This is a genomic window from Litorivicinus lipolyticus (genome assembly GCF_009650135.1).
Classification (GTDB): domain Bacteria; phylum Pseudomonadota; class Gammaproteobacteria; order Pseudomonadales; family Litorivicinaceae; genus Litorivicinus; species Litorivicinus lipolyticus.
In genome coordinates, this window is record NZ_CP045871.1 from 991,392 (window position 1) to 1,015,365 (window position 23,974).

The 23,974-nt window shown below is 59.4% G+C and carries 27 protein-coding genes and 1 tRNA gene; 23 read left to right on the top strand and 5 right to left on the bottom strand.

The window, feature by feature from the left end:
• The first annotated feature begins 240 nt into the window (after positions 1 to 240).
• A complete protein-coding gene (gene rpoS, locus GH975_RS05090; RefSeq protein ID WP_153713490.1) occupies positions 241 to 1,191 on the top strand; it encodes an RNA polymerase sigma factor RpoS in 951 nt (316 codons plus the stop codon).
• An 89-nt stretch (positions 1,192 to 1,280) separates the two neighbouring features.
• Complete coding sequence (locus GH975_RS05095; RefSeq protein ID WP_153713491.1) at positions 1,281 to 2,045, top strand: SDR family oxidoreductase; 765 nt, start codon at positions 1,281 to 1,283, stop codon at positions 2,043 to 2,045.
• A gap of 65 nt (positions 2,046 to 2,110) precedes the next feature.
• Here the strand turns inward: GH975_RS05095 and fdxA are convergent, their stop codons facing one another.
• Both fdxA and mutS read right to left on the bottom strand, forming a co-directional pair.
• On the bottom strand, positions 2,111 to 2,434 hold the full coding sequence (fdxA, locus tag GH975_RS05100; protein ID WP_153713492.1) for a ferredoxin FdxA: 324 nt from the start codon (positions 2,432 to 2,434) through the stop codon (positions 2,111 to 2,113).
• 56 nt (positions 2,435 to 2,490) lie between these two features.
• Positions 2,491 to 5,025 carry a DNA mismatch repair protein MutS gene (gene mutS, locus GH975_RS05105; protein WP_153713493.1) on the bottom strand — a complete coding sequence of 845 codons (2,535 nt, stop codon included), beginning with the start codon at positions 5,023 to 5,025 and terminating at the stop codon, positions 2,491 to 2,493.
• A 57-nt stretch (positions 5,026 to 5,082) separates the two neighbouring features.
• Here mutS and GH975_RS05110 point away from each other — a divergent pair, with 57 nt between their 5' ends.
• From GH975_RS05110 to GH975_RS05195, 18 genes are all read left to right on the top strand, one after another.
• Complete coding sequence (locus GH975_RS05110; RefSeq protein ID WP_153713494.1) at positions 5,083 to 5,592, top strand: CinA family protein; 510 nt, start codon at positions 5,083 to 5,085, stop codon at positions 5,590 to 5,592.
• Between the two features lie 55 nt (positions 5,593 to 5,647).
• A complete protein-coding gene (locus GH975_RS05115; protein WP_153713495.1) occupies positions 5,648 to 6,787 on the top strand; it encodes a M48 family metalloprotease in 1,140 nt (379 codons plus the stop codon).
• A 140-nt stretch (positions 6,788 to 6,927) separates the two neighbouring features.
• Positions 6,928 to 7,206: an FmdB family zinc ribbon protein gene (locus GH975_RS05120; protein WP_153713496.1), complete on the top strand. Its 279-nt coding sequence runs from the start codon at positions 6,928 to 6,930 to the stop codon at positions 7,204 to 7,206.
• Between the two features lie 9 nt (positions 7,207 to 7,215).
• Positions 7,216 to 8,982 carry an aspartate--tRNA ligase gene (gene aspS / locus GH975_RS05125; RefSeq protein WP_153713497.1) on the top strand — a complete coding sequence of 589 codons (1,767 nt, stop codon included), beginning with the start codon at positions 7,216 to 7,218 and terminating at the stop codon, positions 8,980 to 8,982.
• Position 8,983: 1 nt separating this feature from the next.
• A complete protein-coding gene (locus GH975_RS05130) occupies positions 8,984 to 9,724 on the top strand; it encodes a YebC/PmpR family DNA-binding transcriptional regulator (RefSeq protein ID WP_153713498.1) in 741 nt (246 codons plus the stop codon).
• Complete coding sequence (gene ruvC, locus GH975_RS05135) at positions 9,725 to 10,240, top strand: crossover junction endodeoxyribonuclease RuvC (protein WP_153713499.1); 516 nt, start codon at positions 9,725 to 9,727, stop codon at positions 10,238 to 10,240.
• A gap of 4 nt (positions 10,241 to 10,244) precedes the next feature.
• A complete protein-coding gene (gene ruvA, locus GH975_RS05140; protein ID WP_153713500.1) occupies positions 10,245 to 10,829 on the top strand; it encodes a Holliday junction branch migration protein RuvA in 585 nt (194 codons plus the stop codon).
• Between the two features lies 1 nt (position 10,830).
• The gene (gene ruvB / locus GH975_RS05145) at positions 10,831 to 11,826 is read left to right on the top strand and encodes a Holliday junction branch migration DNA helicase RuvB (RefSeq protein WP_153713501.1); all 996 of its coding nucleotides are present in this window, start codon (positions 10,831 to 10,833) and stop codon (positions 11,824 to 11,826) included.
• Entirely contained in the window at positions 11,813 to 12,220 is a 408-nt protein-coding gene (gene ybgC / locus GH975_RS05150) for a tol-pal system-associated acyl-CoA thioesterase (RefSeq protein WP_153713502.1), read from the top strand. The genes ruvB and ybgC overlap by 14 nt, the downstream gene beginning before the upstream one ends.
• Entirely contained in the window at positions 12,217 to 12,909 is a 693-nt protein-coding gene (tolQ, locus tag GH975_RS05155; protein ID WP_153713503.1) for a protein TolQ, read from the top strand. The genes ybgC and tolQ overlap by 4 nt, the downstream gene beginning before the upstream one ends.
• Positions 12,906 to 13,328: a protein TolR gene (gene tolR / locus GH975_RS05160; RefSeq protein WP_153713504.1), complete on the top strand. Its 423-nt coding sequence runs from the start codon at positions 12,906 to 12,908 to the stop codon at positions 13,326 to 13,328. The genes tolQ and tolR overlap by 4 nt, the downstream gene beginning before the upstream one ends.
• Positions 13,329 to 14,312: a cell envelope integrity protein TolA gene (tolA, locus tag GH975_RS05165; protein ID WP_153713505.1), complete on the top strand. Its 984-nt coding sequence runs from the start codon at positions 13,329 to 13,331 to the stop codon at positions 14,310 to 14,312. It begins immediately after the preceding gene.
• Positions 14,313 to 14,322: 10 nt separating this feature from the next.
• Complete coding sequence (gene tolB, locus GH975_RS05170) at positions 14,323 to 15,603, top strand: Tol-Pal system beta propeller repeat protein TolB (RefSeq protein ID WP_153713506.1); 1,281 nt, start codon at positions 14,323 to 14,325, stop codon at positions 15,601 to 15,603.
• 49 nt (positions 15,604 to 15,652) lie between these two features.
• The gene (pal, locus tag GH975_RS05175; RefSeq protein ID WP_153713507.1) at positions 15,653 to 16,198 is read left to right on the top strand and encodes a peptidoglycan-associated lipoprotein Pal; all 546 of its coding nucleotides are present in this window, start codon (positions 15,653 to 15,655) and stop codon (positions 16,196 to 16,198) included.
• Between the two features lie 4 nt (positions 16,199 to 16,202).
• Positions 16,203 to 16,907 carry a YbgF trimerization domain-containing protein gene (locus GH975_RS05180; protein ID WP_153713508.1) on the top strand — a complete coding sequence of 235 codons (705 nt, stop codon included), beginning with the start codon at positions 16,203 to 16,205 and terminating at the stop codon, positions 16,905 to 16,907.
• 33 nt (positions 16,908 to 16,940) lie between these two features.
• Positions 16,941 to 17,588, top strand: a complete 648-nt coding sequence (gene queE / locus GH975_RS05185; protein ID WP_153713509.1) for a 7-carboxy-7-deazaguanine synthase QueE — start codon at positions 16,941 to 16,943, stop codon at positions 17,586 to 17,588.
• Complete coding sequence (queC, locus tag GH975_RS05190) at positions 17,588 to 18,274, top strand: 7-cyano-7-deazaguanine synthase QueC (protein WP_211365843.1); 687 nt, start codon at positions 17,588 to 17,590, stop codon at positions 18,272 to 18,274. The genes queE and queC overlap by 1 nt, the downstream gene beginning before the upstream one ends.
• Before the next feature lie 55 nt (positions 18,275 to 18,329).
• Positions 18,330 to 18,405 (top strand) — tRNA-Lys (locus GH975_RS05195).
• A 121-nt stretch (positions 18,406 to 18,526) separates the two neighbouring features.
• Here GH975_RS05195 and GH975_RS05200 read toward each other — a convergent pair.
• Positions 18,527 to 19,753 (bottom strand): NAD(P)/FAD-dependent oxidoreductase, encoded by a 1,227-nt coding sequence (locus tag GH975_RS05200; RefSeq protein WP_153713511.1) that lies wholly within the window; start codon positions 19,751 to 19,753, stop codon positions 18,527 to 18,529.
• A 154-nt stretch (positions 19,754 to 19,907) separates the two neighbouring features.
• Between GH975_RS05200 and nadA the strand changes: the two genes are divergently transcribed.
• A complete protein-coding gene (nadA, locus tag GH975_RS05205) occupies positions 19,908 to 20,957 on the top strand; it encodes a quinolinate synthase NadA (protein WP_153713512.1) in 1,050 nt (349 codons plus the stop codon).
• Here the strand turns inward: nadA and GH975_RS05210 are convergent.
• The gene (locus GH975_RS05210) at positions 20,925 to 22,133 is read right to left on the bottom strand and encodes a M48 family metalloprotease (RefSeq protein WP_170272549.1); all 1,209 of its coding nucleotides are present in this window, start codon (positions 22,131 to 22,133) and stop codon (positions 20,925 to 20,927) included. The two genes, nadA and GH975_RS05210, sit on opposite strands and share 33 nt — an antisense overlap.
• A gap of 39 nt (positions 22,134 to 22,172) precedes the next feature.
• Here GH975_RS05210 and GH975_RS05215 point away from each other — a divergent pair, with 39 nt between their 5' ends.
• Both GH975_RS05215 and GH975_RS05220 read left to right on the top strand, forming a co-directional pair.
• Positions 22,173 to 22,400, top strand: a complete 228-nt coding sequence (locus GH975_RS05215) for a sulfurtransferase TusA family protein (RefSeq protein ID WP_211365844.1) — start codon at positions 22,173 to 22,175, stop codon at positions 22,398 to 22,400.
• Positions 22,397 to 23,473: an AI-2E family transporter gene (locus tag GH975_RS05220; RefSeq protein WP_153713514.1), complete on the top strand. Its 1,077-nt coding sequence runs from the start codon at positions 22,397 to 22,399 to the stop codon at positions 23,471 to 23,473. The genes GH975_RS05215 and GH975_RS05220 overlap by 4 nt, the downstream gene beginning before the upstream one ends.
• Here GH975_RS05220 and GH975_RS05225 read toward each other — a convergent pair.
• Positions 23,461 to 23,922 carry a peroxiredoxin gene (locus tag GH975_RS05225; protein ID WP_153713515.1) on the bottom strand — a complete coding sequence of 154 codons (462 nt, stop codon included), beginning with the start codon at positions 23,920 to 23,922 and terminating at the stop codon, positions 23,461 to 23,463. The genes GH975_RS05220 and GH975_RS05225 overlap by 13 nt on opposite strands.
• Positions 23,923 to 23,974: the final 52 nt, after the last annotated feature.

A 23,974-nucleotide genomic window follows, 5' to 3' on the forward strand; every position in this document is an offset into this window, starting at 1 on the left:
CAGGATGGACCATTAGCTTGGACCTTGGGTCATAAGTCTGTGACCTGTATCTCATTATTATCCGTTTAGTCGAGTGGAAAGCTGCCGATATCTAGTCTATGTGACAAGAATCAGACGTTTTTACTCCGGGCTATTAGGACTTGAGTCACAAACCGCTCGCCGCTGGGTTGGTAGTTTGAGTCTCCGGGTGCAGGACGACCAACATCATGCGCACATCGGCGCAGTTTGGAGCAGACGATTATGGCAACGGCAGCCGCAACCAAAAAAACGCTAGTAACCGACGACCTGATGGTGGATGTCGCCGATACTGTGCTTGATTCGGGGTCGGCAGCGGTCGAGCCGAAGGAAGATAATCGCTCGCTAGATGCGACTCAGATGTACCTGAGTGAAATTGGTTTTTCGCCGCTGTTGACGCCGGCCGAAGAAGTTCACTTTGCGCGCTTAGCTCAAAAAGGCGACGACGCAGGGCGTCGACGTATGATCGAGAGCAACCTACGCTTGGTGGTCAAAATTGCACGCCGTTACCTCAACCGCGGTTTGTCACTGCTCGATCTGGTGGAGGAGGGCAACCTCGGCTTGATTCGTGCGGTCGAAAAGTTTGATCCCGAACGCGGTTTCCGTTTTTCAACTTATGCGACCTGGTGGATTCGCCAATCCATTGAGCGCGGCCTGATGAACCAGACGCGCACCATTCGCCTGCCGATCCACGTCGTCAAAGAATTGAATGTGTACCTGCGCACCGCCCGCAAGCTGGCGCAAACGCTGGACCACGAACCGACGCCCGATGACATCGCCACGGAGCTGGAATGTGACGTCAATGACGTGCGTAAGATGCTGCGTTTGAACGAACGCGTGACCTCCATGGACACGCCGTTGGGTGGTGAAACCGAGCGCACCGTGGTCGACACGGTGGCCGACCCGAATGACGGTGACCCGTCTGAGATTCTGCAAAACGACGATTTGACTCAAAATTTGGACCATTGGCTGGGCGAGCTGACTGAAAAACAACGCGAAGTCATCTCGCGCCGGTTTGGTCTGCGTGGCCACCAGCCGTCAACCCTCGAAGACGTCGGCCGCGAAATTGGTCTGACCCGCGAGCGCGTGCGTCAAATCCAAGTCGATGGGTTGAAGCGCCTGCGCCAGACCCTGGAACGTCACGGGCTTAACCCCGAGCAGTTGTTCAACGCTTAGCCCACCTTCGGCGCGGCCTAGTCTATGATGACAGTCTTTGCCATGACGGAGCGGCCTGTGCCACTACCATGTATTGATTTGGCCCGCGTATGAGCGGGTTATTTGATCTAACCGGCAAGACGGCGTTGGTGACCGGCGTCAAGCGCGGCATTGGGCGCGGCATTGCCGAGGGCCTAGCCGGTGCCGGAGCCGATATTATCGGCGTTAGTGCCACGCTGGACCCACACGACAGTGATGTTGGCCGTTCGGTGACTTCGATGGGGCGACGTTTTGACGGCTACGCCGCGGATTTTAGCGATCGCGCGTCGGTCGACGAATTGATCCAGCAGTTAAATGCCAGCGCGCGCCGGATCGACATCTTGGTCAATAATGCCGGCACTATTATGCGGGCGCCCGCAATCGAACATCCCGACGACTGGTTTGATCAGGTGATTGAAGTCAATCTGCGGGCCCAGTTTGTACTGACCAAAGCGGTCGCAAAAGGCATGCTGGAGCGCGGCACGGGCAAAATCATCTTCACCGCGTCATTGTTGACCTTTCAAGGCGGCATCACGGTGCCTGGGTATGCCGCATCCAAAGGTGCCATCGGCCAGTTGACCAAAGCGCTGGCCAACGAATGGGCCGGCAAAGGCGTGTGCGTCAATGCGATAGCACCCGGTTATGTGGCCACCGACAATACCCAAGCGCTTCAGGACGACGCGGGTCGATATCAGTCGATTGTGGACCGCATTCCAGTCGGCCGCTGGGGCGTGCCGGATGACTTTGCCGGCCCGGCGGTATTTTTAGCGTCGAGCGCATCGGACTATGTCCAGGGCACAGTGCTGACGGTTGATGGCGGCTGGATGGGGCGCTAGCGGCTGGGGCTTGTGCATAAAAAAAAGGGAAGCCCTAGGGCTTCCCTTTTGTGTGTGTGGCGAGCTTAGCGTGCCAGTAATTTTCCCTTGCCCGGTTTGCCGTTCCATTCGTCGGCGTCGGCGGGGGCGTCTTTGCGCTCGGCGATGTTCGGCCACACCTCGGCCAAATCGGCGTTGATCTGGATGTACTGTTCTTGATCCGCCGGCAGTTCATCCTCAGACAAGATCGCCTCGGCGGGGCATTCAGGCTCACACAGGGCGCAGTCGATGCATTCGTCTGGGTGAATCACCAGAAAATTTGGGCCTTCGTAAAAGCAATCCACCGGGCAGACTTCGACGCAGTCGGTGTACTTACACTTGATGCAGTTTTCGGTGACGACAAAGGTCATGCGGCTATCCTCAGAAATTTTCGCAGGCCGTAGTCTAATGACTCAAGCCCGTCCGGTCACGAGTTTGCTCGGACTTTCAGGCTATATAAGTATTCCAATGCCGCGCGTGGCGTCAGTTCATCGACGTCGAGCGCGGCGACTTCGTTGACCCAGTCCGGCAGCGCGGCCGCCGGTGGCGCAAACAGGTCCGTCTGCGGGTGTTGCCCCGCGGGCTTTTGATCGATGCTGGATTGCTCCAGCGACACCAGTTTACGTCGGGCCCGTTCAATCACCGCACGCGGAACGCCGGCCAACTTAGCCACCTGCAGCCCGTACGATTGGCTGGCGGGCCCCTCGACCACCTGGTGCATAAAGATGATTTCGTCGCCGTGTTCGACTGCAGTTAGGTGCAGGTTGCCAACCGTGGCGAATTGCTCGGCCAGTGCCGTCATTTCAAAGTAGTGAGTGGCAAACAGCGTCAAGGCGCCGCGTTGGGCCAGCGCCTCGCAGGCCGACCAGGCCAGCGATAAGCCATCAAACGTGCTGGTGCCGCGTCCTACCTCGTCCATTAACACCAACGAGCGCGGGGTCGCGTTGTTCAGTATGTTGGCGGTCTCGGTCATTTCGACCATGAAGGTCGAGCGCCCGCCGGCGAGGTCGTCGGCACTGCCGACGCGGGTCAGGATCTGGTCGCACAGGCCAATGCGTGCGTGCGACGCCGGCACCGGGGCACCGATGTGGGCCAGCAACACGATCAAGGCAGTCTGACGCATAAACGTTGATTTACCGCCCATGTTCGGGCCGGTAATGACCTGGCAGCTGCGTTCGGTCATCAAGCGCAGGTCGTTGGCGACAAAGCGCTCGCCGACGCTGGCCTCGACCACGGGGTGGCGCCCGCCTTGAATGTCCAGGCCCGGGGCGTCAACCAAGTGCGGCAACACCCAGCGCAGGCTCAGCCCGCGCTCGGCCAGGCAGCACAAGGCATCCAACTCACCAAGCGTGCGCGCACACAGCTGCAATGCTCCGAGCTGCTCTAATAGCGGCGCGAACAGCCCTTCAAATAGGGCCCGTTCTAACGACTGGGCGCGCGACTTGGCCGACACCGCTTTGTCTTCAAAGGTTTTCAGCTCGGGGGTGATGAAGCGCTCGGCGTTTTTCAGGGTCTGGCGGCGTACGTACTCCACCGGGGCGCGATCGGACTGGGACTTGGACAGCTCGATGTAGTAACCGTGAACCCGGTTGTAGCCCACTTTTAAGGTGCTCAGTCCGGTCGCTTCGCGCTCACGCAGTTCAATCGCCGCGAGCGCCGCGCCGGCGTCGTTCGACAGCCCGCGCAGCTCATCCAGTTCGTCATTAAAGCCGGCTCGGATGACGTCACCGTCCGACAAGCGATGCGGCAGCTCGCTGTTCAAGGCACGCGTCAACAAGGCCGCCAGGTCACTAAAGTCACCCAACTCGGTTTCGATCCGACGCAGCGCATCACGCCCGCGGATGTGTTCGATCAGCCCGGGCAGCTGGATAAGCGTCATGCCCAGTCGCCCCAGGTCTTTGGGGCGCGCGGACTGCAACGCGACGCGGCCCAAGATGCGTTCGACATCGCCAGTTTGTTTGAGCTGGTCGCGCAATCCGTCCAAATCGGTGTCTTGTTGCAGGCACAAAATCGCCGTTTGACGGGCGGCGACGGGTTCCGCCATGGCCAGCGGCTGGTGCAACCAGCCGGACAGGCGACGCAGCCCCATCGGATTTTGGGTGCTGTTGAGCACACTCATCAAGGTGCCGTCGCGGCCACCGCGCAGGTTTTGGGTCAGCTCCAAGTCGCGCCGCGCGCTCGGGTCCAGTTGCAAAAAAGCATCCAAGTGAATGCGTGTCAGGCTGCCAACGTGCTTGACGTCGTCGCGCAACCGATCCAAGGCATATTGCATCAGTGCGCCGGCGGCACAGACCCCAGGCGAGGGCGCATCTAAGCCAAAGCCGCCCAAGTCTTTAACCGCAAAGTGCTTGCACAACACCGCCTCGGCGCTGGCGGCTTCGAAATGCCAGCCCGGTAACCCAAGCGCTTCGCCCAGATCCGGATCGACGGCGCCGTCGACACACAGTGTTTCGGCCGGGGATAAACGTGCCAACTGAGACTGAAGTTGGTTCAAACTTAGCTGCGGGTAGCATTCAAAACGTCCACCGGCGACGTCCATGGCGGCCAAACCGTAGTCGCGGCCTTGTTGGACCCAGCACGCCAGCCAGGCCACGCGATCCGCCGGCACCAGCGCTTCATCCGCCAACGTGCCGGGCGTCAAGACGCGAGTGACCCGGCGCTCGACCGGGCCCTTACTGGTGGCGGGGTCGCCGATCTGTTCGCACAGGGCGACCGATTCGCCGGCCGCCAGCAATTTAGCCAGGTAGCCCTCGGCCGCATGGTGGGGGATGCCTGCCATCGGAATCGGCTGGCCTCCACTGTGCCCGCGGGCGGTCAGGGTGATGTCCAAAATACGCGCCGCCTTGGCGGCATCGTCAAAGAACAACTCGTAAAAGTCGCCCATCCGGTAAAACACCAGCAGGCTCGGGAATTCGGATTTGATCGCCAAATACTGGCGCATCATTGGGGTTGGTTCGCTCATGGCAGAGGATGCTAATCTACCAGGGCTGCTAATTCATCCTTACGTGCGGGGCCCCCGATGCATCCTGTCATTGCTACGCTGCTGAATTCACCGACCTCGATTGCCACAGCGGAAAGTTGTACCGGCGGCCAGCTGGCGGCGGCCTTGACCGCGGCGCCGGGCTCCAGTGCTTATTTCCACTGGGGCGCGGTCACCTATTCAAATGCGGCCAAGCGCTCAATGTTGGGGGTCAGCCCGCAAACCCTAGACTGTGAAGGCGCCGTCAGTGACGCGGTGGTGCGCGAAATGGCCCAGGGAGCGCGTCGGTACAGCGGCTGTCAGGTGGCGATCGCGACCTCTGGGGTGGCAGGTCCTGGCGGCGGCAGTCCGACCAAGCCGGTCGGTTTGGTGTGGATGGCATTGGCCAGTGCTGGCGGCTGCGTCAGCTTCCAGCGCGTGTTCAGCGGCGATCGTGCGGCGATTCAGTCGGCAGCGGTTGCGGCGTGTCTGGATGCCTTGGCCGAACACCTGGCTGCGGTCGGCGCGCCGGCCCCTGTACAACCGTCCCATTCCCCGGATCCGAGCTGATGTTTGTCGGCCGTATTCATTACACTGATTTTTTGACGTTTGCGGTGGGGAACTGATGTCCTTTTTGATGCCAATTATGTGTGCGCTGGTGATGCTGTCCGGGTGTGCAACCAATGCCGTGACCGGCGCCTCCGAGTTGCGCCTGATGTCCCCGGCGGACGAGCAACGCCTGGGCGAATCCCGTTACAGCCCGATGCGACAACAAGCCGGCGGTGATTACGTGGCCGACCCGGCACTGCAGGCTTATGTATCAAAGGTCGGCCAGTCCTTGGCGGTGCATGCCCAGCGCGACCTGGCCTACGAGTTCGTCGTCGTTAACGACTCGTCGTGGAATGCCTGGGCCTTGCCCGGCGGTAAAATTGCTTTGAACCGCGGGCTGTTATTGGCAATGCAGGACGAGGCTGAATTGGCGGCGGTGTTGGCCCACGAAATAGTGCACGCTGACGCCGGGCACTCGGCCAATCAAATGGGCAAAGCGCAACTGGGCGGACTGGGTATTGAAATACTGGGTGCGCTGATTGATGCGCCGGGAACGCGCCAAGCCGCCCAGCAACTGGGCCAGATTAGCCTGGCAGCGGTCCAGGCTAAATTTGGGCGCGAGGATGAGCTGGAAGCCGACCGCTTCGGTATGCGCTACATGGTCGCCGCCGGTTACGATCCGCAAGGCGCGGTTCGTTTGCAGCAAACCTTTTTGAGCAAATTCGGCGGCGGTACCGCGAACAACCTGTTCGCGTCGCACCCGCCCAGCGCCGAGCGGGTCGAGCGCAATATCGCCACCGCCGCGGCCTGGGGTGTCGGCGGCACGGTCGGGCGTGAGGATTACCAATCCGCGACCCAGCGCCTGCGTATTACCGAAGCGGCATACGCGCACCTGGATGCTGGCCGCAAGGCGCTGTCGGAAAAAGCCTTTGACGACGCCTTAAATGACGCCAACCGTGCGATCAAGATTGAAGGCCGCGAGGCCCTGTTTTACGAACTTAAGGCCGAAGCCCTGTTGGCCTTAAAGCGACCGTCCGAGGCCCTGAAATCCGCCGACCTGGCGGTCAAGCTTAACCCCGAGTTTTACCGCAATTACACGGTTCGCGCGCGCATTCATCAGGCCCTTGGGCGTGATGACTTGGCCGCCGCCGATTACCGCCAAAGCCAGTCTCAATTGCCAACCAAAGAGGCTGCTGAATTTCTCGATGGGGCTTGATCGACGCGGCCACCGGGGTGGATGTGGACTGGGCCAAAGCGCTTGGGGTGCGCGCTCGTTGAATACACGCGAAACGGTGCAATCCATGCCCAAGGTTGGCTATACTCTGCGCCGCTTTTAATCTTCCTTGAGAATGCGCCATGCCGATCTACGAATATGTCTGCAGTGCCTGTGAGCACAGCCTTGAGGCGTTGCAGAAGTTGTCCGATGCGCCATTGCTTGAGTGCCCAAGCTGTCACCAAGACGGTCTGCGCAAGCGGATGTCATCGGCCGGTTTTCGCTTAAAAGGCGGCGGCTGGTACGAAACAGACTTTAAATCCGGGGCCAAGAAAAACTTGGCCGGCGACAGCGCCAAACCGGCGGCAGACTCGAAACCTGCCAAAACCGAATCAAAACCTGCATCAACTGAATCGAAATAAAGGACACGCATGCGCGATATGTACTGCGGCGACGTAACAGCCGACCAACTGGACCAAACCCTAACTATTGCCGGCTGGGTGGATCGTCGTCGTGACCACGGTGGCGTCATCTTCTTGGACATGCGTGACCGCGAAGGCATCCTCCAGGTTGTCATCGATCCCGACACGGCTGAGGCCTTCGCCACCGCCGATCGCGCGCGCCCCGAATGGGTGCTGCAAATTACCGGCCGCGTGCGTGCGCGCCCCGAAGGCGCCGTCAATAACGACATGAAGTCCGGCGCGGTCGAGTTTTTGGGCAAGCAAGTCACGGTGCTCAACGAAGCAGAAACACCGCCGTTCCAATTGGATAGCCACTCCAAAGTGGGCGAAGAAGTGCGCTTGAAAAACCGCTTCTTGGACCTGCGTCGCCCGGACATGCTGAACAAGCTGATGCTGCGCTCGAAAGTCAGTGCATCGATTCGTCGGTTCCTGGACCAGCAAGGCTTCGTCGACGTTGAAACGCCGATTTTGACACGTGCCACGCCCGAAGGCGCGCGCGATTACCTGGTGCCCTCGCGCACCCACCAAGGCCAGTTCTTTGCATTGCCGCAGTCGCCTCAGTTGTTCAAGCAGCTGTTGATGGTGTCTGGCGTCGACAAGTACTACCAAATCGCCAAGTGCTTCCGTGATGAGGACTTGCGTGCGGATCGTCAGCCTGAATTCACTCAGGTCGATTTGGAAATGTCGTTTGTCGACGAGTCGGACATCATGGCCCTGACCGAGGGCTTGGCGCGGGACATGTTCAAGGACGTGCTGGACGTTGAGCTGGGTGATTTCCCGCGCATGACCTGGCACGAAGCCATGCGTCGTTTTGGTTCGGATAAGCCGGACCTGCGCATCGATATGGAGCTGGTTGACGTAGCCGATTTGATGGCAGACGTTGAATTCAAGGTCTTCTCGGGCCCGGCCAAAGACCCGAACGGACGGGTCGCGGTACTGCGCGTGCCCGGTGGCTCAAGCCTGACCCGCAAAGAGATCGACAAATACACCGATTTTGTCAGTCAATACGGCGCCAAAGGTTTGGCCTGGATCAAGGTTAATGACATGGATGCTGGCCTGGACGGGCTGCAATCACCGATCGTCAAGTTCATCCCCGACGTGGTCGGCGACGTGCTGGCCCGCTGTGGTGCCGCAACCGGTGACTTGCTGTTCTTCGGCGCGGATTCCGACACTGTCGTCAGCGACGCGCTGGGTGCATTGCGCGTCCGGGTCGGTCACGACCTGGGCTTGGTCAAAGACCAGTGGGCGCCGCTGTGGGTGGTCGATTTCCCGATGTTCGAACGGACCAAGGACGGCGGCTTGACCGCGCTGCACCACCCCTTTACCGCGCCGACCTGTTCCCCGGACGAATTACGTGCGGACCCGCTGGCGGCCAACTCACGCGCCTACGATATGGTCTTGAACGGCACCGAATTGGGCGGCGGTTCGATTCGTATTCACGAGCCGGCCATGCAAAACGCGGTGTTCGAGGTGCTGGGTATCAGCGAAGCGGACCGCGAAGAGAAATTTGGCTTCCTGTTGAACGCGCTGAAATACGGCGCGCCGCCGCACGGCGGCCTAGCCTTTGGCCTGGACCGTCTGGTCATGCTGATGACTGGTTCGGACAGCATTCGTGACGTGATTGCCTTCCCGAAAACGCAAAGCGCGGCCTGTGTCATGACCGACGCGCCGGGTGCCGCTGACCCGAACCAGCTCAAAGAGTTGGGCCTGCGTCAGCGCGTCAAAGTCGAGGACTGATATGGCAGGTCACAGTAAATGGGCCAACATCAAGCACAAAAAGGCCAAGGAAGACGCCAAGCGCGGCAAGGTGTTTACCAAGCTGATTCGTGAGTTGGTGGTGGCGGCGCGCATGGGCGGCCCTGAGCCGAACGATAACCCGCGCCTGCGCGCGGCGGTCGACAAGGCCTTGAGCGCCAACATGACCAAGGACACGTTGCAGCGCGCCATCGACCGCGGTGCCGGTAATAACGAAGCCGAGAACATCGAAGAGTTGACGTACGAAGGCTACGGCGTCGCCGGGGTCGCGGTGATGGTCGACTGCATGACCGACAACCGCAATCGAACAGCGTCCGAAGTGCGTCATGCCTTTAGCAAGTGCGGCGGCAACCTGGGCACCGACGGTTCGGTCAATTACCTGTTCGCCAAGAAAGGTCAGATCTTTTTGGGCGAGGGCGCGAGCGAAGACGCGGTCATGGATGTGGCATTGGAGGCCGGTGCCGATGATGTGGTGGTGAGCGAGCAAGGCATCGTCGTCGAAACCGATTGGACGGCGCTGGGCGAGGTCCGTGACGCCATGGACTCGGCCGGTTTCGAGGTCGTCGACGCCGGCATCAACCAAATCCCATCGACGGTCACCGAATTGTCGGTCGAGGACTCGGAAAAAGTCATGAAGCTGATCGATATGCTAGAAGACTTGGATGACGTCCAAGAAGTTCACACCAACGCTGAATTCGCCGATGAATTCCTGGACTCGCTGTAAGTGTCCTTAATACTGGGCATCGACCCTGGCTCTCGCATCACGGGCTATGGGTTGGTGCTGGTCGAGCGCGGTCAGCCGCGTCATATCGATAATGGCGTGATCCAAGCCCGCGCTGACAACTTTGTTAATCGTATTGGCGAGATCCACGCGGGATTGGCCGAGGTGATTGCACATTACAAGCCAGACCAGTGCGCCATCGAAGAAGTGTTCGTCAACAAAAACGTCTCGTCGGCGATCAAATTGGGTCAGGCTCGGGGCGCGGCCATTGTCGCCGCCACCTCGGTCAACCTGCCGGTCGCTGAGTACACCGCCACCCACATCAAACAGTCCGTTGTCGGGACCGGTCGGGCCACCAAAGATCAGGTCCAGCAAATGATTAAGATGATTTTGGGACTGCCCGAAATTCCCCTGTCCGACGCCGCCGACGCACTGGCCGTCGCGGTTTGTCACAGCCACGCCTCAAACGCGCTGATGCGCGTTGGGGCCAACAGCGTCCGCCGCGGTCGCTTTAGGTAATTGCATGATTGCGCGTTTGTCTGGAACCCTAGTTTTGATCGATCAACCCGCCGTAGTTTTGGACGTGGCGGGTGTGGGCTATGAAATCGAAGTGCCGATTTCGACCCTGGCGGTGTTGCCGGGGTTGAACCAACCGGCGACCTTGCACATACATCAAGGCCAGCGCGATGACATCCCGGCCCTGTTTGGCTTCAGCAGCCGCGCCGACCGCGGCCTGTTTCAGGCGATCACCAAAATCAGTGGGGTCGGTCCGAAAATGGGGCTGGCAATCTTGTCGACCTTTACCCTGGACGAGCTGTCACGCGTGGCCGCGTCCGGCGACGTGGTCGCGCTGACCCAGATACCTGGGGTTGGCAAGCGCACCGCGGAACGCTTGGCGGTGGAGCTTAAAAACCGACTGCCGGATGCGCCGCTGGCCACCCTGACCACCAAGGGCCAAGGTTCGACCAGCGAAGCCCGGGCCGCGCTGATGGCGCTGGGCTATAACGAGCGTGATGCCCACAAGGCGGTCGAGTTAGCCGCCAAAGACAACGCCGACTCGACCGAAGCGCTGATTCGCGGCGGCCTCAAACAACTGGCAAAGGGCTGATATGGACCGTTTCGTGGACCCGGCTGAATTCGAACCGGAACTCAACGATCGCACCCTGCGGCCGCAACTGTTGGCCGATTACATTGGTCAGCCGCGGGTTAAAGAGCAACTCGGGCTGTTCATAGACGCGGCCCGAGGCCGCGACGAATCGCTCGACCATTTATTGGTGTTCGGGCCGCCAGGACTGGGTAAAACGACGCTCGCCCATGTCGTCGCCAACGAGATGGGCACACAGATGCGCTCAACCTCGGGGCCGGTCTTGGAAAAGCCGGGTGACTTGGCGGCGATGCTGACCAATCTGGAGCCTGGCGATGTACTGTTTATTGACGAAATTCATCGCCTTAGCCCGCAGGTCGAGGAAATTTTGTACCCGGCGATGGAGGACTTTCAGCTCGACATCGTGATCGGTGAAGGTCCAGCCGCACGCTCCATTAAACTCGATTTGCCGCGCTTTACCCTGGTCGCCGCGACCACCCGGGCGGGGTTGTTAACGGGGCCATTGCGCGATCGTTTTGGGATCGTCCAGCGGCTCGAATTTTATTCGATCGCCGATTTAACCCAGATTGTTGAGCGCTCCGCGCGTTTGATGGGGCTGGAGGTTGAGACCCAGGGCGCCGGGGAAATTGCGCGTCGTTCACGCGGCACTCCGCGCATCGCTAACCGCTTGCTGCGCCGGGTGCGTGATTACGCTCAGGTCCGCGCTGATGGCCGGGTCGACAATACGACCGCGGCGGCGGCGCTGGACCTGCTGCAGGTCGACCATAATGGCTTTGATCCCTTGGATCGGCGGTTGCTGAAAATGATTATTGAACGCTTTGACGGTGGCCCGGTCGGACTGGACAGCGTGGCGGCGGCATTGGGCGAGGAACGTGGCACCATTGAGGATGTGATCGAGCCCTACCTGATTCAACAAGGCTATATTCAGCGAACACCACGCGGGCGCATGGTCAGTGACTTGGCGCGCGCGGCGGTCGAGGGCTTTGATGTCGAATTTTGAATGGCCGGTGCGGGTCTACTACGAAGACACGGATGCCGGTGGCGTGGTGTTTTACGCCAACTACCTAGCATTTTTCGAGCGCGCACGAACGGAATGGCTGCGCTCGATTGAGCTCGATGCGACCGAACTTCGGTCGGCCCATTCGGTGTTGTTCGTGGTCCGCCACGTTGAAGTGGAGTACCTGGCCCCGGCGATGTTGGACGACGCGTTAAGAATCGTTACCCGGATTGCCGAACTAGGGGGGTCAAAGGTAGTGTTCGAGCAGAGTGCATGGCGTGGCGAGCACTGTTTGGTCCATGGCAAGGTGGTGACGGTGTGCGTCAGCACCGAGACATTTACGGCGACGCGACTGCCCGAGGCGGTGCGGACAACAATAACTAGGGATATTGCGTGAACGAAGAACTCTCGATTCTGGCACTGGTAGCCGAGGCCGGCCTACTGGTCAAAGGCGTCATGTTGATATTGGTGGCGTCATCGATCACCAGCTGGGCACTAATTTTTCAACGCGGCATGGTGTTGTCGGCGGCCAAGCGTCAAGCCCGTGCCTTCGAAGAACGCTTCTGGTCCGGTTTGGATTTGGTGCGTGTTTACCGCGAGCCAGGTGGCGAAAAGCCGCTCAGCACCGAGTCGATATTCCGCGCCGGTTTCAAGGAGTTCAATCGCCTGCGTCAGCAACACGGTGTTGACCCGGATGCGCTGATGGAAGGCGTCCAGCGCAGCATGCGGGTGGCGGTGGCACGTGAGCAAGAGCGCCTGGAAAAGCACTTGCCGCTGTTGGCGACGATTGGGTCCATCAGTCCCTACATCGGGCTGTTCGGAACGGTCTGGGGCATCATGAATTCGTTCCGCGGCCTTGCCAATGCCCAGCAAGCGACCCTGGCGACGGTCGCGCCGGGTATTTCAGAGGCGTTGATCGCCACGGCGATTGGACTGTTTGCAGCGATACCGGCGGTCGTGGCCTATAACCGCTATGCGGCCCAGTCGGACAGTATTTTGGCCGGCCACGAGACCTTTGCGGACGAGTTTTCGTCAATCTTGCATCGCAAGGTTCACGCCAAACCGCAGGCCGAGGCGTCAGCATGAGACAGGGCGGGCGCCGGCGTAACCGCATGGTTGCCGAAATTAACGTGGTGCCTTACATCGATGTGATGTTGGTGTTGTTGGTGATTTTCATGGTCACGGCACCACTGTTAGAGCAAGGGGTCGAGGTCGCGCTACCCGAAACGGCGAGTGAGCCGCTGCCGATCGAACCCAATCAAGAGCCGGTGATCGTCAGCGTTGACGCCGATGGCCTGGCCTATTTGAACGTGGGTCAAGAAGACCAGGCCATTGATTTGGCCACCTTGCAAGACCAGGTCGCCAAAATCGTGCGCCAGCGCCCTGACGTACAGGTGACCTTGCGCGGCGACGGTCAAGTCAGTTACCAAGTGATCATGCAGGTGATGTCGGCGTTGCAGGCGGCCGGGGCTAAAAATCTGGGTCTGGTCTCCAAGGCCCCATAGATGGAACGATTTGGCGGATACAGTCTTTCGGTCTTGTTTGCATTGGTGATTCACGCACTGTTGGTGCTGGGGTTGTTCTTGAATGTCGACACCGATCAGCACCTAATTCAACCGCGGGATAACATTATCAACGCCACCGTGCTGACGGTCGACGACTCGGCGCCCGCCCCGGCGGTACCGGTAACGCCCAGTGAGGCGCCGGCGCAAGCGGCCCCGCCGGCCCCAAACCCTGAAACGACGAGGCTGAAGCAACAGCAAAACGAAGACCGCGCGCGCATTGCCGACGAGAAACAACGCAAGTTAGTGGCCGAACAGAAAGCCAAGACGGCGGCGGCGCAAAAGGCTAAGCAGCAAGCGGAGCTGGCCAAGGCCAAAGCGCTTGCCGATCAACAACGCGCCGATCAAGCCAAAGCTAAGGCCGAGGCTGAAACACGCAAGGCCGAGGCCCAAGCCAAGGCTAAGCAAGCTGCCGACGCGGCCGCCAAAAAACGCGCGGACCAAGCCCGGGCCGAGGCTGCGAAAAAAGCCAAGCAGGACGCCGAGGCGCGTGCCAAGCGGCTGGCGGACCAGGAACGTAAACGCTTAGAAGACGAGGCCAAAGCCAAAGCCGCGGCCAAGGCCGCCGAGGACAAAGCGCGTGCGGATGAGTTGGCACGTGCGGCGGCGGCAGAGGACGCCGCGTTGGCCGCGATCGCCTCGCAGCGGTTGGCCCGCAGCATCGCCTCGGCGATCGATCAAAAAGTTCGTCGCCAGTGGCGCGTGCCGCCCTCCAGCGATGGATTGGAAGTGCAGGTGCGTATTTCACTGACGCCGACGGGGGACGTGGTCGGGGTCAGCGTGACCGACTCATCGGGCAGCCCAGCCTTTGACCGCAGCGCCCGCAGTGCGATCGAACGGGCGTCGCCGTTTGACGAGGTGCGAACCTTGTCTTCTAAAGAGTTTGAAAGTAATTTCAGGCGCTTTGCCATGATTTTTAGACCCTAGGGGGTTGTGCATGAAACATTGGATTTGGGCATTGCTGTTGCCGGCGATGGTGGCCCGCGCCGAACTGGTCATCGAGATCACAGAAGGGGTCGACGATCCGATTCCGGTCGCCTTTGTGCCCTTCGAATACACCGGGGCCGGTGCATTGCCACTCGAGTTGGCGGATTTGCTGGAGCGCAACCTGGAGCGCACCGGTCAATTTGAGGGCACCGCCCGTGAAAATATGTTGAGCCGTCCGGCGCGCGGCAGCGATGTGGTGTTTCGTGACTGGCGCTTGCTCGAGTCCGAGTACCTGCTGATCGGCCAGGTTGAACCCGAGGGCGAGGGTTTGATAGTGACCTTTGAGTTATTCGATGTGTTTGGACAGGCCTCGCTGCTGCGTGCCCGGGTTCCGGGTAATGCAGCCCAGTTGCGCGACATTGGCCACTATATTTCGGACTTGGTGTACGAAAAACTGACCGGCAATCGGGGTGTGTTTTCGACCAAGCTGGCGTACGTCACGGTTGAGCGCCGCAGCGAAAAAGACCAGACCTTTCGGCTGATCTATTCGGATGCCGACGGCGGACGACCGCAAGTAATCTTTGAATCGCCAGAGCCGATCATGTCACCGACCTGGTCGCCGGAGGGCGGTCGTATCGCGTATGTCAGCTATGCCAGTCGGCGTTCTGCCATTTATATCCAAGAGCTGGGGACTGGCCGCCAAACGAAAGTGGCGGACTATGAAGGCCAAAACACGGCGCCGTCATTTTCACCGGATGGGCGTCGACTGGCGTTCGTGTCGTCCAAAGACGGTAACCCTGAAATTTATATCAAAAACCTGAGCAATCAGCGGTTGCTTAGGGTCACGCGTAACGCGGCGATCGACACCGAGCCGCGTTTTTCGGCCGACGGTGATCGCTTGTTATTTACCTCGACAAGGGCAGGCAATCCCCACGTCTACGAGGTCGATGTGGCGGAGGGTAAATCGCAGCGCTTGACCTACGAAGGGCGCTACAATTCGAACGCATCCTATCTGCCCGACTCGGATGACATCGTATTCGTGCATCAATTTGACCGTGACTATCAGGTCGCGATCCAGTCCAAGGCAACCGGCGCAATTCAGGTCTTGACCGCCAGCGGTTTGGACGAGTCACCCAGCCCAGCGCCGAACGGTCAATTGATTGTTTATGCGACTAGCAGTGGTGGAAAAGGCGTATTGGGACTAACCTCCGTTGATGGAAGCGTACGGTCTCTGATACCTTCCACTGCAGGAGACGTTCGAGAACCGGCATGGTCGCCGTATTTGAATTGATCGACTAAACAATGTGGTAACTACATAAATTTAAAGTAAGGGGTTCTGTATGAATCAGTTTGGCACAGCCAAAAGTTTGGTCTTAGCTGCATCAATTGCGGTATTGGCCGGTTGCTCGAGCACCAAAATGGACGATATGAGCGGTGATGCCGACATGACAGGCTCTACTGCCACTAGCAACAACACGTCCGCAGGCACCACGGCTGCGATCGAGCAGATGAAAATGAAAGCCGAGCAGCTGCAAGCCGCTCAGGACGCGGCATTCGCGGCCGACACGCTATTCTTCTTTGATTACGATCAGTCAAGCATCAAAGCGGACGCACGAACGGCATTGCAGTCACACGCGGCCTATCTAGCGGCCAACTCAAGTGCGTCTGTGCGCCTTGAAGGTCATGCGGATGAACGCGGAACCCGTGCTTACAACGTGTCACTGGGCGAACGTCGTGCCAACGCGGTTAAGCGCTATCTGATCGTTCAGGGCGCAGCCAGTGCTCAGATTGAAACCGTTTCTTACGGCGAGGAACGTCCTTTGAGCCTGTCACAGGACGAAAGCGGTTACGCACGTAACCGTCGCGTCGAACTGATTTACAACTAAGTTCATGCTTAAGCAAAAATGGGTCGCCGTTGCGTTAGCAACGGCGACCTTTTCATTTGGTGTGCAGGCGAACGAGCTGTCGAACCTGCGCGACCTTCAAATTGATCTGCTGGAACGTTTTGATTTACTTCAGCAAGAAGTGCAGATGCTGCGCGGCATGATCGAAGAGCAAGCCGTCACTATTGATAGCCTTCAGCAAGACGGCCGCAATCGTTACCTGGACTTAGACAGCCGGATTGGTGCGCTGCAATCGCAGCCAGCGCCGATGTCTGAGGTGGTGGCGGCCAGTTCGGCCTCCCAGGTCGAGGCGGTGGTGCCTGCGGTTGAGCTGGGTGATCCGGCCCAAGAAAGCGCCGAGTATCAAGCCGCATTTGGGCTGATTCGTGAACGCAAATTCGACGACGCCCAAGATGCCTTATTGTTATTCGGACAGCGCTTTCCAGCGGGCGCCTTGCGAGCGGATGCTCAGTTTTGGTTGGCCCAGGTGTACGACGCCCAAGGCAAGCCCGGTGACGCCATTTCAGCGTTTACGCGTTTGTTAACCGAGCACCCGGATTACCGGCGAGCGACTCAGGCTGAATTGAAGTTGGGGCGGCTGCAGCTGGCGAATGGCTTTACGGCTGACGGCCAGCAAACGCTAGGGCGGCTGATCGAGCGCGCTCCCGAGTCCAGCGAAGCGACCCAAGCTCGCGACTTGCTGACTGACTGACTGACTGATCATCGATGTTCAAAAGAGAGCCCCATGGCTGACACACTCAGGCTGACCGAGATCTTTTACTCGCTGCAAGGCGAAACCCGAACCATGGGCTTGCCGACGGTGTTTGTGCGGCTGACCGGTTGCCCGCTGCGTTGCACCTGGTGCGACAGTGAATACAGCTTCCACGGCGGCAGCATTCACGCTCTGGATGACATCCTGGCCGAGGTGGCGGGGTATCGGCCACGCTACGTCACCGTCACCGGCGGTGAGCCCTTGGCCCAGCCCAATGCGTTGCCGCTGATGCGGGCGTTGTGCGACGCCGGCTACGAGGTCAACCTCGAAACCAGTGGCGCGCTGGACATTGCCGAGGTCGACCCGCGGGTTTCCAAGGTCATGGACTTGAAGGCGCCAGGGTCGGGTGAACACGCCCGTAACCGGTTCGATAACTTGATGCACATGGGGCCGAACGATCAGCTGAAGTTTGTGTTGGCTGACCGCGTTGATTACGAATGGGCGCGCATGCAAATTGATCAGCATGGGTTGGCCGACAAGGGCGGTGAGCTGCTCTTGTCGCCGGTTCATGGTCAGCTCAACCCACGCGAGCTGGCCGACTGGATCGTGGCGGATAATCTGCCGGTTCGAATGCAGCTGCAAATGCATAAATATTTATGGGGCGAGGAGCCCGGTCACTGATGGTAGATACCTCCAAAAAAGCGGTCATTCTATTGTCCGGCGGGCTCGACAGTGCCACGGTGTTGGCAATGGCCCAGGCCGACGGCTATGACTGCTACACCCTAGGCTTTGACTACGGCCAGCGCCACGACAGCGAACTGCGAGCGGCGTTGCGTGTGGTCGCCGCACAGGGCACCCACGAGCACAAAGTCATCCGATTGAACTTGGATGCGATTGGCGGGTCGGCGTTGACTGACGGCGATATACAGGTGCCCGAGGAAGCCACCAGCGACGGTGAAATTCCGGTCACCTACGTGCCGGCCCGTAATACCGTGTTTTTATCGATTGCATTGGGCTATGCCGAGGTCATTGGGGCCAACCATTTGTTCATTGGGGCCAATGCCGTGGACTATTCGGGCTATCCGGATTGCCGCCCTGAATTCATTCAGGCCTTCGAGCGTTTGGCCAATGTTGCCACCAAGGCTGGGGTCGAGGGTGCGGGGATTCATATTCATGCGCCACTGATGACTATGACCAAGGGTGACATCGTCACCGTCGGCACCGCGCTGGGTGTCGACTACGGATTGACGATCACCTGTTATCAGGCCGATGACCATGGCGGGGCATGTGGTCGTTGTGAAGCGTGCCGTTTGCGCAAGGCTGGGTTTGAAGACGCGGGCATAGCCGATCCAACGAAATATTCGTAAAAAGTTCTTGCCAAAATCTCGTGGCCCTATAATATACGCGCCGTTACTTACTGACGGGTCGTTAGCTCAGTTGGTAGAGCAGTTGGCTTTTAACCAATTGGTCGAGCGTTCGAGTCGCTCACGACCCACCATATATTGAAAGTGCCGGCGTATACGCCGGCATTTTTTTGCCTGCGATTTGTGCCCTCAGCGCGACCGTATTGACGCCCAAAAAAAAAGCCCCCGTGAGGGGGCAAAGTGCGTCGAGCAAAACTATCGAAGGGTAGGCTTAGTCAGCCATTCGCGACCTTTTAGCATCAGGTGCCAGTACACCGGTGGCAGTAGCCGTTCCTTGAGAAACCACGCCAGGCGCGAGGGCTGGGTGCCGTCGATCAGCCAGGCTGGGAATGAGGGCAGTAAGGTGCCGCCGTAGCCAAACTCGGCCAGCACGATTTTTCCGCGCTCAACCGTCAGCGGGCATGAGCCGTAGCCGTTATAGACCGCGGTGCCTTGGGCGTGTCCCATGGCGGCCAAAACGTTGTGCGCCACCACCGGCGCTTGCATACGGGCCGCGGCCGCGGTTTTGGCATTAGGCGCGCTGATGACGTCACCCAGGCCGTGGATGTTGTCGTAACGGGCGTGGCGCAGTGTCTCGGGGTCAACCTCGACCCACCCGGCATCGTTGGCCAGCGGGCTTTGTTGAATAAAGTCCGGAGGGCACTGGGGCGGGCATACGTGCAGCATGTCGAACGCTTCTTCGACCACGGTCTGGTTGCCATCACCGTCGGTTTGGGTGAACTCGGCGATCTGCTCATCGCCGCGCACGCGGGACAGGCGCGAACTGAAATTCAAATCAATGCCATAACGCTCGATATAGGTCATCAAAGCAGGGACGTAGGCGGCGACCCCAAACAACGCGGGACCCGCGTTGTGAAACGCGACTTGGTTGCCAGCCAGCGAGCCGCGCTTCTCCATTTCGCTGCAGGTCAGGTACATGGCTTTCTGCGGTGCGCCGGCACACTTGATTGGCATTGGTGGTTGGGTAAAAAGCGCCCGTCCATTTTGCGTTTTTTGCGCCAGCTCCCAGGTGTAGGGTGCCAAGTCAAAGCGGTAGTTCGAGGTCACCCCATTGCGACCCAGTGCTTCGCTGAGGCCGGGGATAGCATCCCAGTCAATTTTGAGGCCGGGCGCAACAATCAGCTGGCCGTATTCAAGGTGACTGTCGTCAGCCAGTTGAACGCAGTTATTGTCCGGGTCAAACGCGGTGACTGCGGTTTGCAGCCAATCGACACCATCGGGGATCACGCTGGCCATGGGGCGCCGTGTCACGTCTTTATCGAATATGCCGCCGCCGACCATGGTCCAGCCCGGTTGGTAGAAATGTTCGTGGGCGGGGTCAATCAGGGTGATTTGGGCATTGCCGTTGCGTGCCTTGATGCTGGCTGCTACGGCGATGCCGGCGGATCCACCGCCAATCACTACTATGTCACTGCGTCGCACGGCTCACTCCTTATTCTATTATGTAATATCGTTATTCCAAAAAGTATTGTCGCTCAGGGATACCCGGTCAAGATAAACCAAGGTCTATGCTGCGGATATTGGCTGGAAAGGCTTTTCTTGCACCCGTATCCTAGGGCCCCCTTAGGAGAACGTTATGAGTGCCACTGATTACGCGGCCAGCCAGCAAGTCGTCCGCAACTACCTGGACCAGGTATCGCTGCCGGCGCCAGTCAGCGCCGCGCGTGAAGCCGAGCTGGTTGAACAGGCGACTGCGTTACTGCGGGCTAAGGACGCGACTTTGGTCGCCCATTACTACGTTGATGAATCATTGCAGGCACTGGCCGAGGCGACTGGCGGCTGTGTCAGCGATTCGCTGGACATGGCGCGCTTTGGTCAAACCGCTGAGGCATCGACCCTGGTGGTGGCGGGGGTCAGCTTTATGGGCGAGACGGCTAAGATCCTGAGCCCGGAAAAACGCGTATGGATGCCTCAGCTGGCGGCCACTTGTTCGCTGGATATCGGATGCGAGGCGGGCGCTTATCGTGCCTGGCGACGCCAATACCCGGATCATGTTGCGGTGGTGTATGCCAATACCTCGGCGGCGGTTAAGGCCGAAGCGGATTGGGTGGTGACCTCATCGATCGCGGTCGAGGTGGTCGAGCACCTGCACGCGCAGGGCAAATCGATTCTGTGGGCGCCGGACAAGCACCTTGGCGGCTACGTGCAAAAGCAAACCGGGGCGGACATGCTGCTGTGGGACGGGGCCTGCATCGTGCACGAGGAGTTTCGCACGCGCGGGTTGGATGACATTAAGCGCATTTATCCGCAGGCGGCGATTTTGGTGCACCCGGAAAGCCCGGATGAAATGGTCGCCATGGCCGATGCCGTCGGATCGACTAAACAGTTAATTGAAGCCGCGCGCCGTTTGCCGCATAGCCATTTAATTGTCGCCACGGACAAGGGTATTTTTTACAAGATGCGCCAGGCGGTGCCGGACAAAGTGCTATTAGAAGCGCCAACTCGCGGCGTCGGTGGCGACTGTGTTAGTTGCGCTCATTGCCCGTGGATGGCCATGAACAGCCTAGAGCGTCTGGTGAACTGTTTGCACAGTGACGGCGTCGGCCACAGCATCGAGGTGGATGAGGCCACGCGTATTGGCGCCTTGCGTTCATTAACGCGAATGGTTGAATTCCAGCGCGCGTAACTGGGCCTTAGCGCGGGCGGCGATGGCGCCACCTTGGCTGGCGGCGCTGTTAAAAAAACGCTGGGCCTCGTCCGAGTCGCCTTGGCGAATGGCGGCCATGCCCGCATAAAAGTTGAATTCCGGTGTCCAGCCACGCAAACGCGCCATATCACGGGCCCAGACATAAGGTTGGGCCAGGGCGCGATGGTGCTGGCTCAGGGCTTCTAATCGGGCCAACGCGTCGGCGGTCCGGTCGAGCCGATCCAGTGCCTGTGCTTCCCATACCCCGATTGCCAGATCATTCGGAAAACTAAAGCGCGCATCCGAGGCGATGGCGACGACGCCGTCCCAGTCCTGTGCGGTCAGTGCAGCCTCGATCGCTTGTTGGTAGCCGACCCGATCGCCACCGCTTTGGGTGGCTGATGGCGTGCCAATGCGGCTGAGCCAGTAGCTGAATTCGGCATCGCCGCCCTCGGCACCGGTTTTGCCGGTGCGCGCCTGGGTGTCGGCGATGCGCTCGACGCTGACCGGGTGGGTGCTCAGGTACGGCAGCGGTTGTGAGCTAAGGCGTTGTTGATCCTGCATGCGCTTGAACATGCCGACCATAGCGGCGGGGTCGTGGCCGGCCTTGGCCAGTAGTTCCAGTCCCAGCTGGTCGGCTTCGCGCTCGTGGGCCCGGGAAAATGACAACACTTGGTCGATGGTCGCCGCTTGGGTCGCGCTCAGGGTGGCGGTTCCCAGCGTCGGGTCGCCGCCCAAACCGGCGGCCAAAGCGACCAAGGTTCCGGCTAGGTAGGCGGCTTGCAGACGTTTGCTGTCCTCTTGGCGGCGGCCAAAGTGGCGCTGGGTCAGGTGGGCAATTTCATGCGCCAGCACCGACGCCACTTGGTCGCTCTGGCGAGCGGCACTGAATAGCCCAGTGTGGACACCAATGACGCCGCCTGGGGCGGCAAAGGCGTTCAGTTCCGGGTTGTCGATTAGGATGAGGTACAGCGGTTCGTCGCGCCATTCACTGGCTTGGATCAGTGGTAACGTCAGGCGGCTGAGGGCGCCGAGCAACACCGGGTCCGTTTCAATGTCGGCGCTTTGGTAGAGTTGGCGAGCGAAGTCACGACCAATGTCGCGCTCTTCTCGAGTGCTGGCACCGGAGGTGGCGACATTCAGGCTTAACAATAGGGCAAGGATGCGTAGAATCATGGCGATAGCATAGCGCGTCATCCAAGGAAAATAAGTGCCGTGTCAGACACTACACTGATCGATTGTCGCGGACTGGCCTGCCCAATGCCGCTGTTAAAGGCTAAGCTCGGTTACTCGACCTTGGCGCCGGGTGGGTCGCTGACGTTGTTGGCGGACGATCCGGGTGCCGATCGCGACATCCCGACCTGGGCGGCGCGGGTGGGTGCTGCCTGCCGTGTCGACCATGGCGATCAACTTTTGACCTTCACTATTGGGAAACCATTTTGATAAACGTAATTCGCGGCTGGATGGATCGTTACTTTTCAGACGAGGAAGCGATTCTGTTCTCGGTGCTGCTGATCGCTTGTTTTGGCATCATTATTTGGTTGGGCCGGCCATTGGCGCCGGTCCTGACCGCGCTGGTGCTTGCGTTCATGATGCAGGGCGGCGTCAATCGATTGCAGTCGGTTGGCATCGGCCACACCGCGGCGGTGTTGGTGGTATTTTTGGCCGCCGTTTCGGGGTTTATCGGCTTTGTGGTTGGCGTCGTGCCGGCCATTTTGGCCCAGGTGGAAAGCTTCATTACGGAGTTGCCGCGTCTGGTCGCCGGCGTTCAAAGCCAATTGTTGGTATTGACCGAACGCTATCCGGACTACTTTAGCGCCGAGCAGATCAATTTGCTGGTGAACCAGGTCGGCCAACAGGTGTCGAGCATTGGCCAATGGCTGCTGTCATTTTCACTGGAAAGCCTACCGAACTTGCTGGGCGTGCTGATTTACTTGGTGTTGGTGCCGATTTTGGTATTTTTCTTTATGAAAGACGGGGATTTGCTGCTGGCTGCGATTGGACGCGCGTTGCCGGATCGTCGCCCAATCATGGCCCAGGTGTGGGCGGAAATGCAGCACCAGGTGTCCAACTACGTACGTGGCAAAGCACTCGAAATAGCGATTGTCGGTGCGGTCACCTTTTTGGCCTTTGTCATGCTGGACCTGCGCTACGCTGCGTTGCTGGCATTGTTGGTCGGGCTGAGTGTGATCGTGCCGTACATTGGCGCAGCGGTGGTGACGGTGCCGGTGGCCGCGGTTGCCTTTATCCAGTTTGGGTGGGGCAGCGACTTTTTCTGGGTGTTGGGTGTGTACGCCCTGATCCAAGCCCTGGACGGTAACGTCTTGGTACCCTTGTTGTTTTCTGAGGTGGTCAATTTGCACCCGGTGGCGATCATCATCGCGGTGCTATTGTTTGGTGGGATTTGGGGCTTTTGGGGGGTCTTCTTCGCCATTCCATTGGCCACTTTGGCCAAGGCTGTGGTGTCAGCCTGGCCAGTGGTCCAGCGCAAAGCCGAGTTAGTTCACAGCGACTGAGCGGCCTGCAGCACGGCTTCAGGGTGGCCGTCGACTTTGACCTTCGGCCATGACTCAACCAGCACGCCGTTGGCGTTGAACAAAAATGTTGAGCGGGTCACGCCCATGTAGGTCTTGCCGTACATGGATTTTTCTTGCCAGACGCCGAATTGCTCACACACATCGCTTTCGTCGTCGGCAATCAGCTCAACGGTCAGGCTGTGCTTGTCCCGAAACTTGCCCTGCTTGGCGACTGGGTCCTTGGACGCGCCCAGTACACGCACGCCAAGGGCATCGAACTGGGGTTTCAGCGCACTGAACGCGATGCTTTCCTTGGTGCATCCGGGGGTGTCCGCTCGGGGGTAGAAAAACACCGCAAAAGGGCGTCCCAGCAGTTGGTCTGTAGTGAGGCTGTCGCCGTTATCCAGGGTGGTTGAAAACTGAGGGCAGGGCTGGCCGACTTCGAGCATCATGCGTCCTTTGAACTTAACTATGAGTGTGTTTAAACAGTGCGGCCGTGTG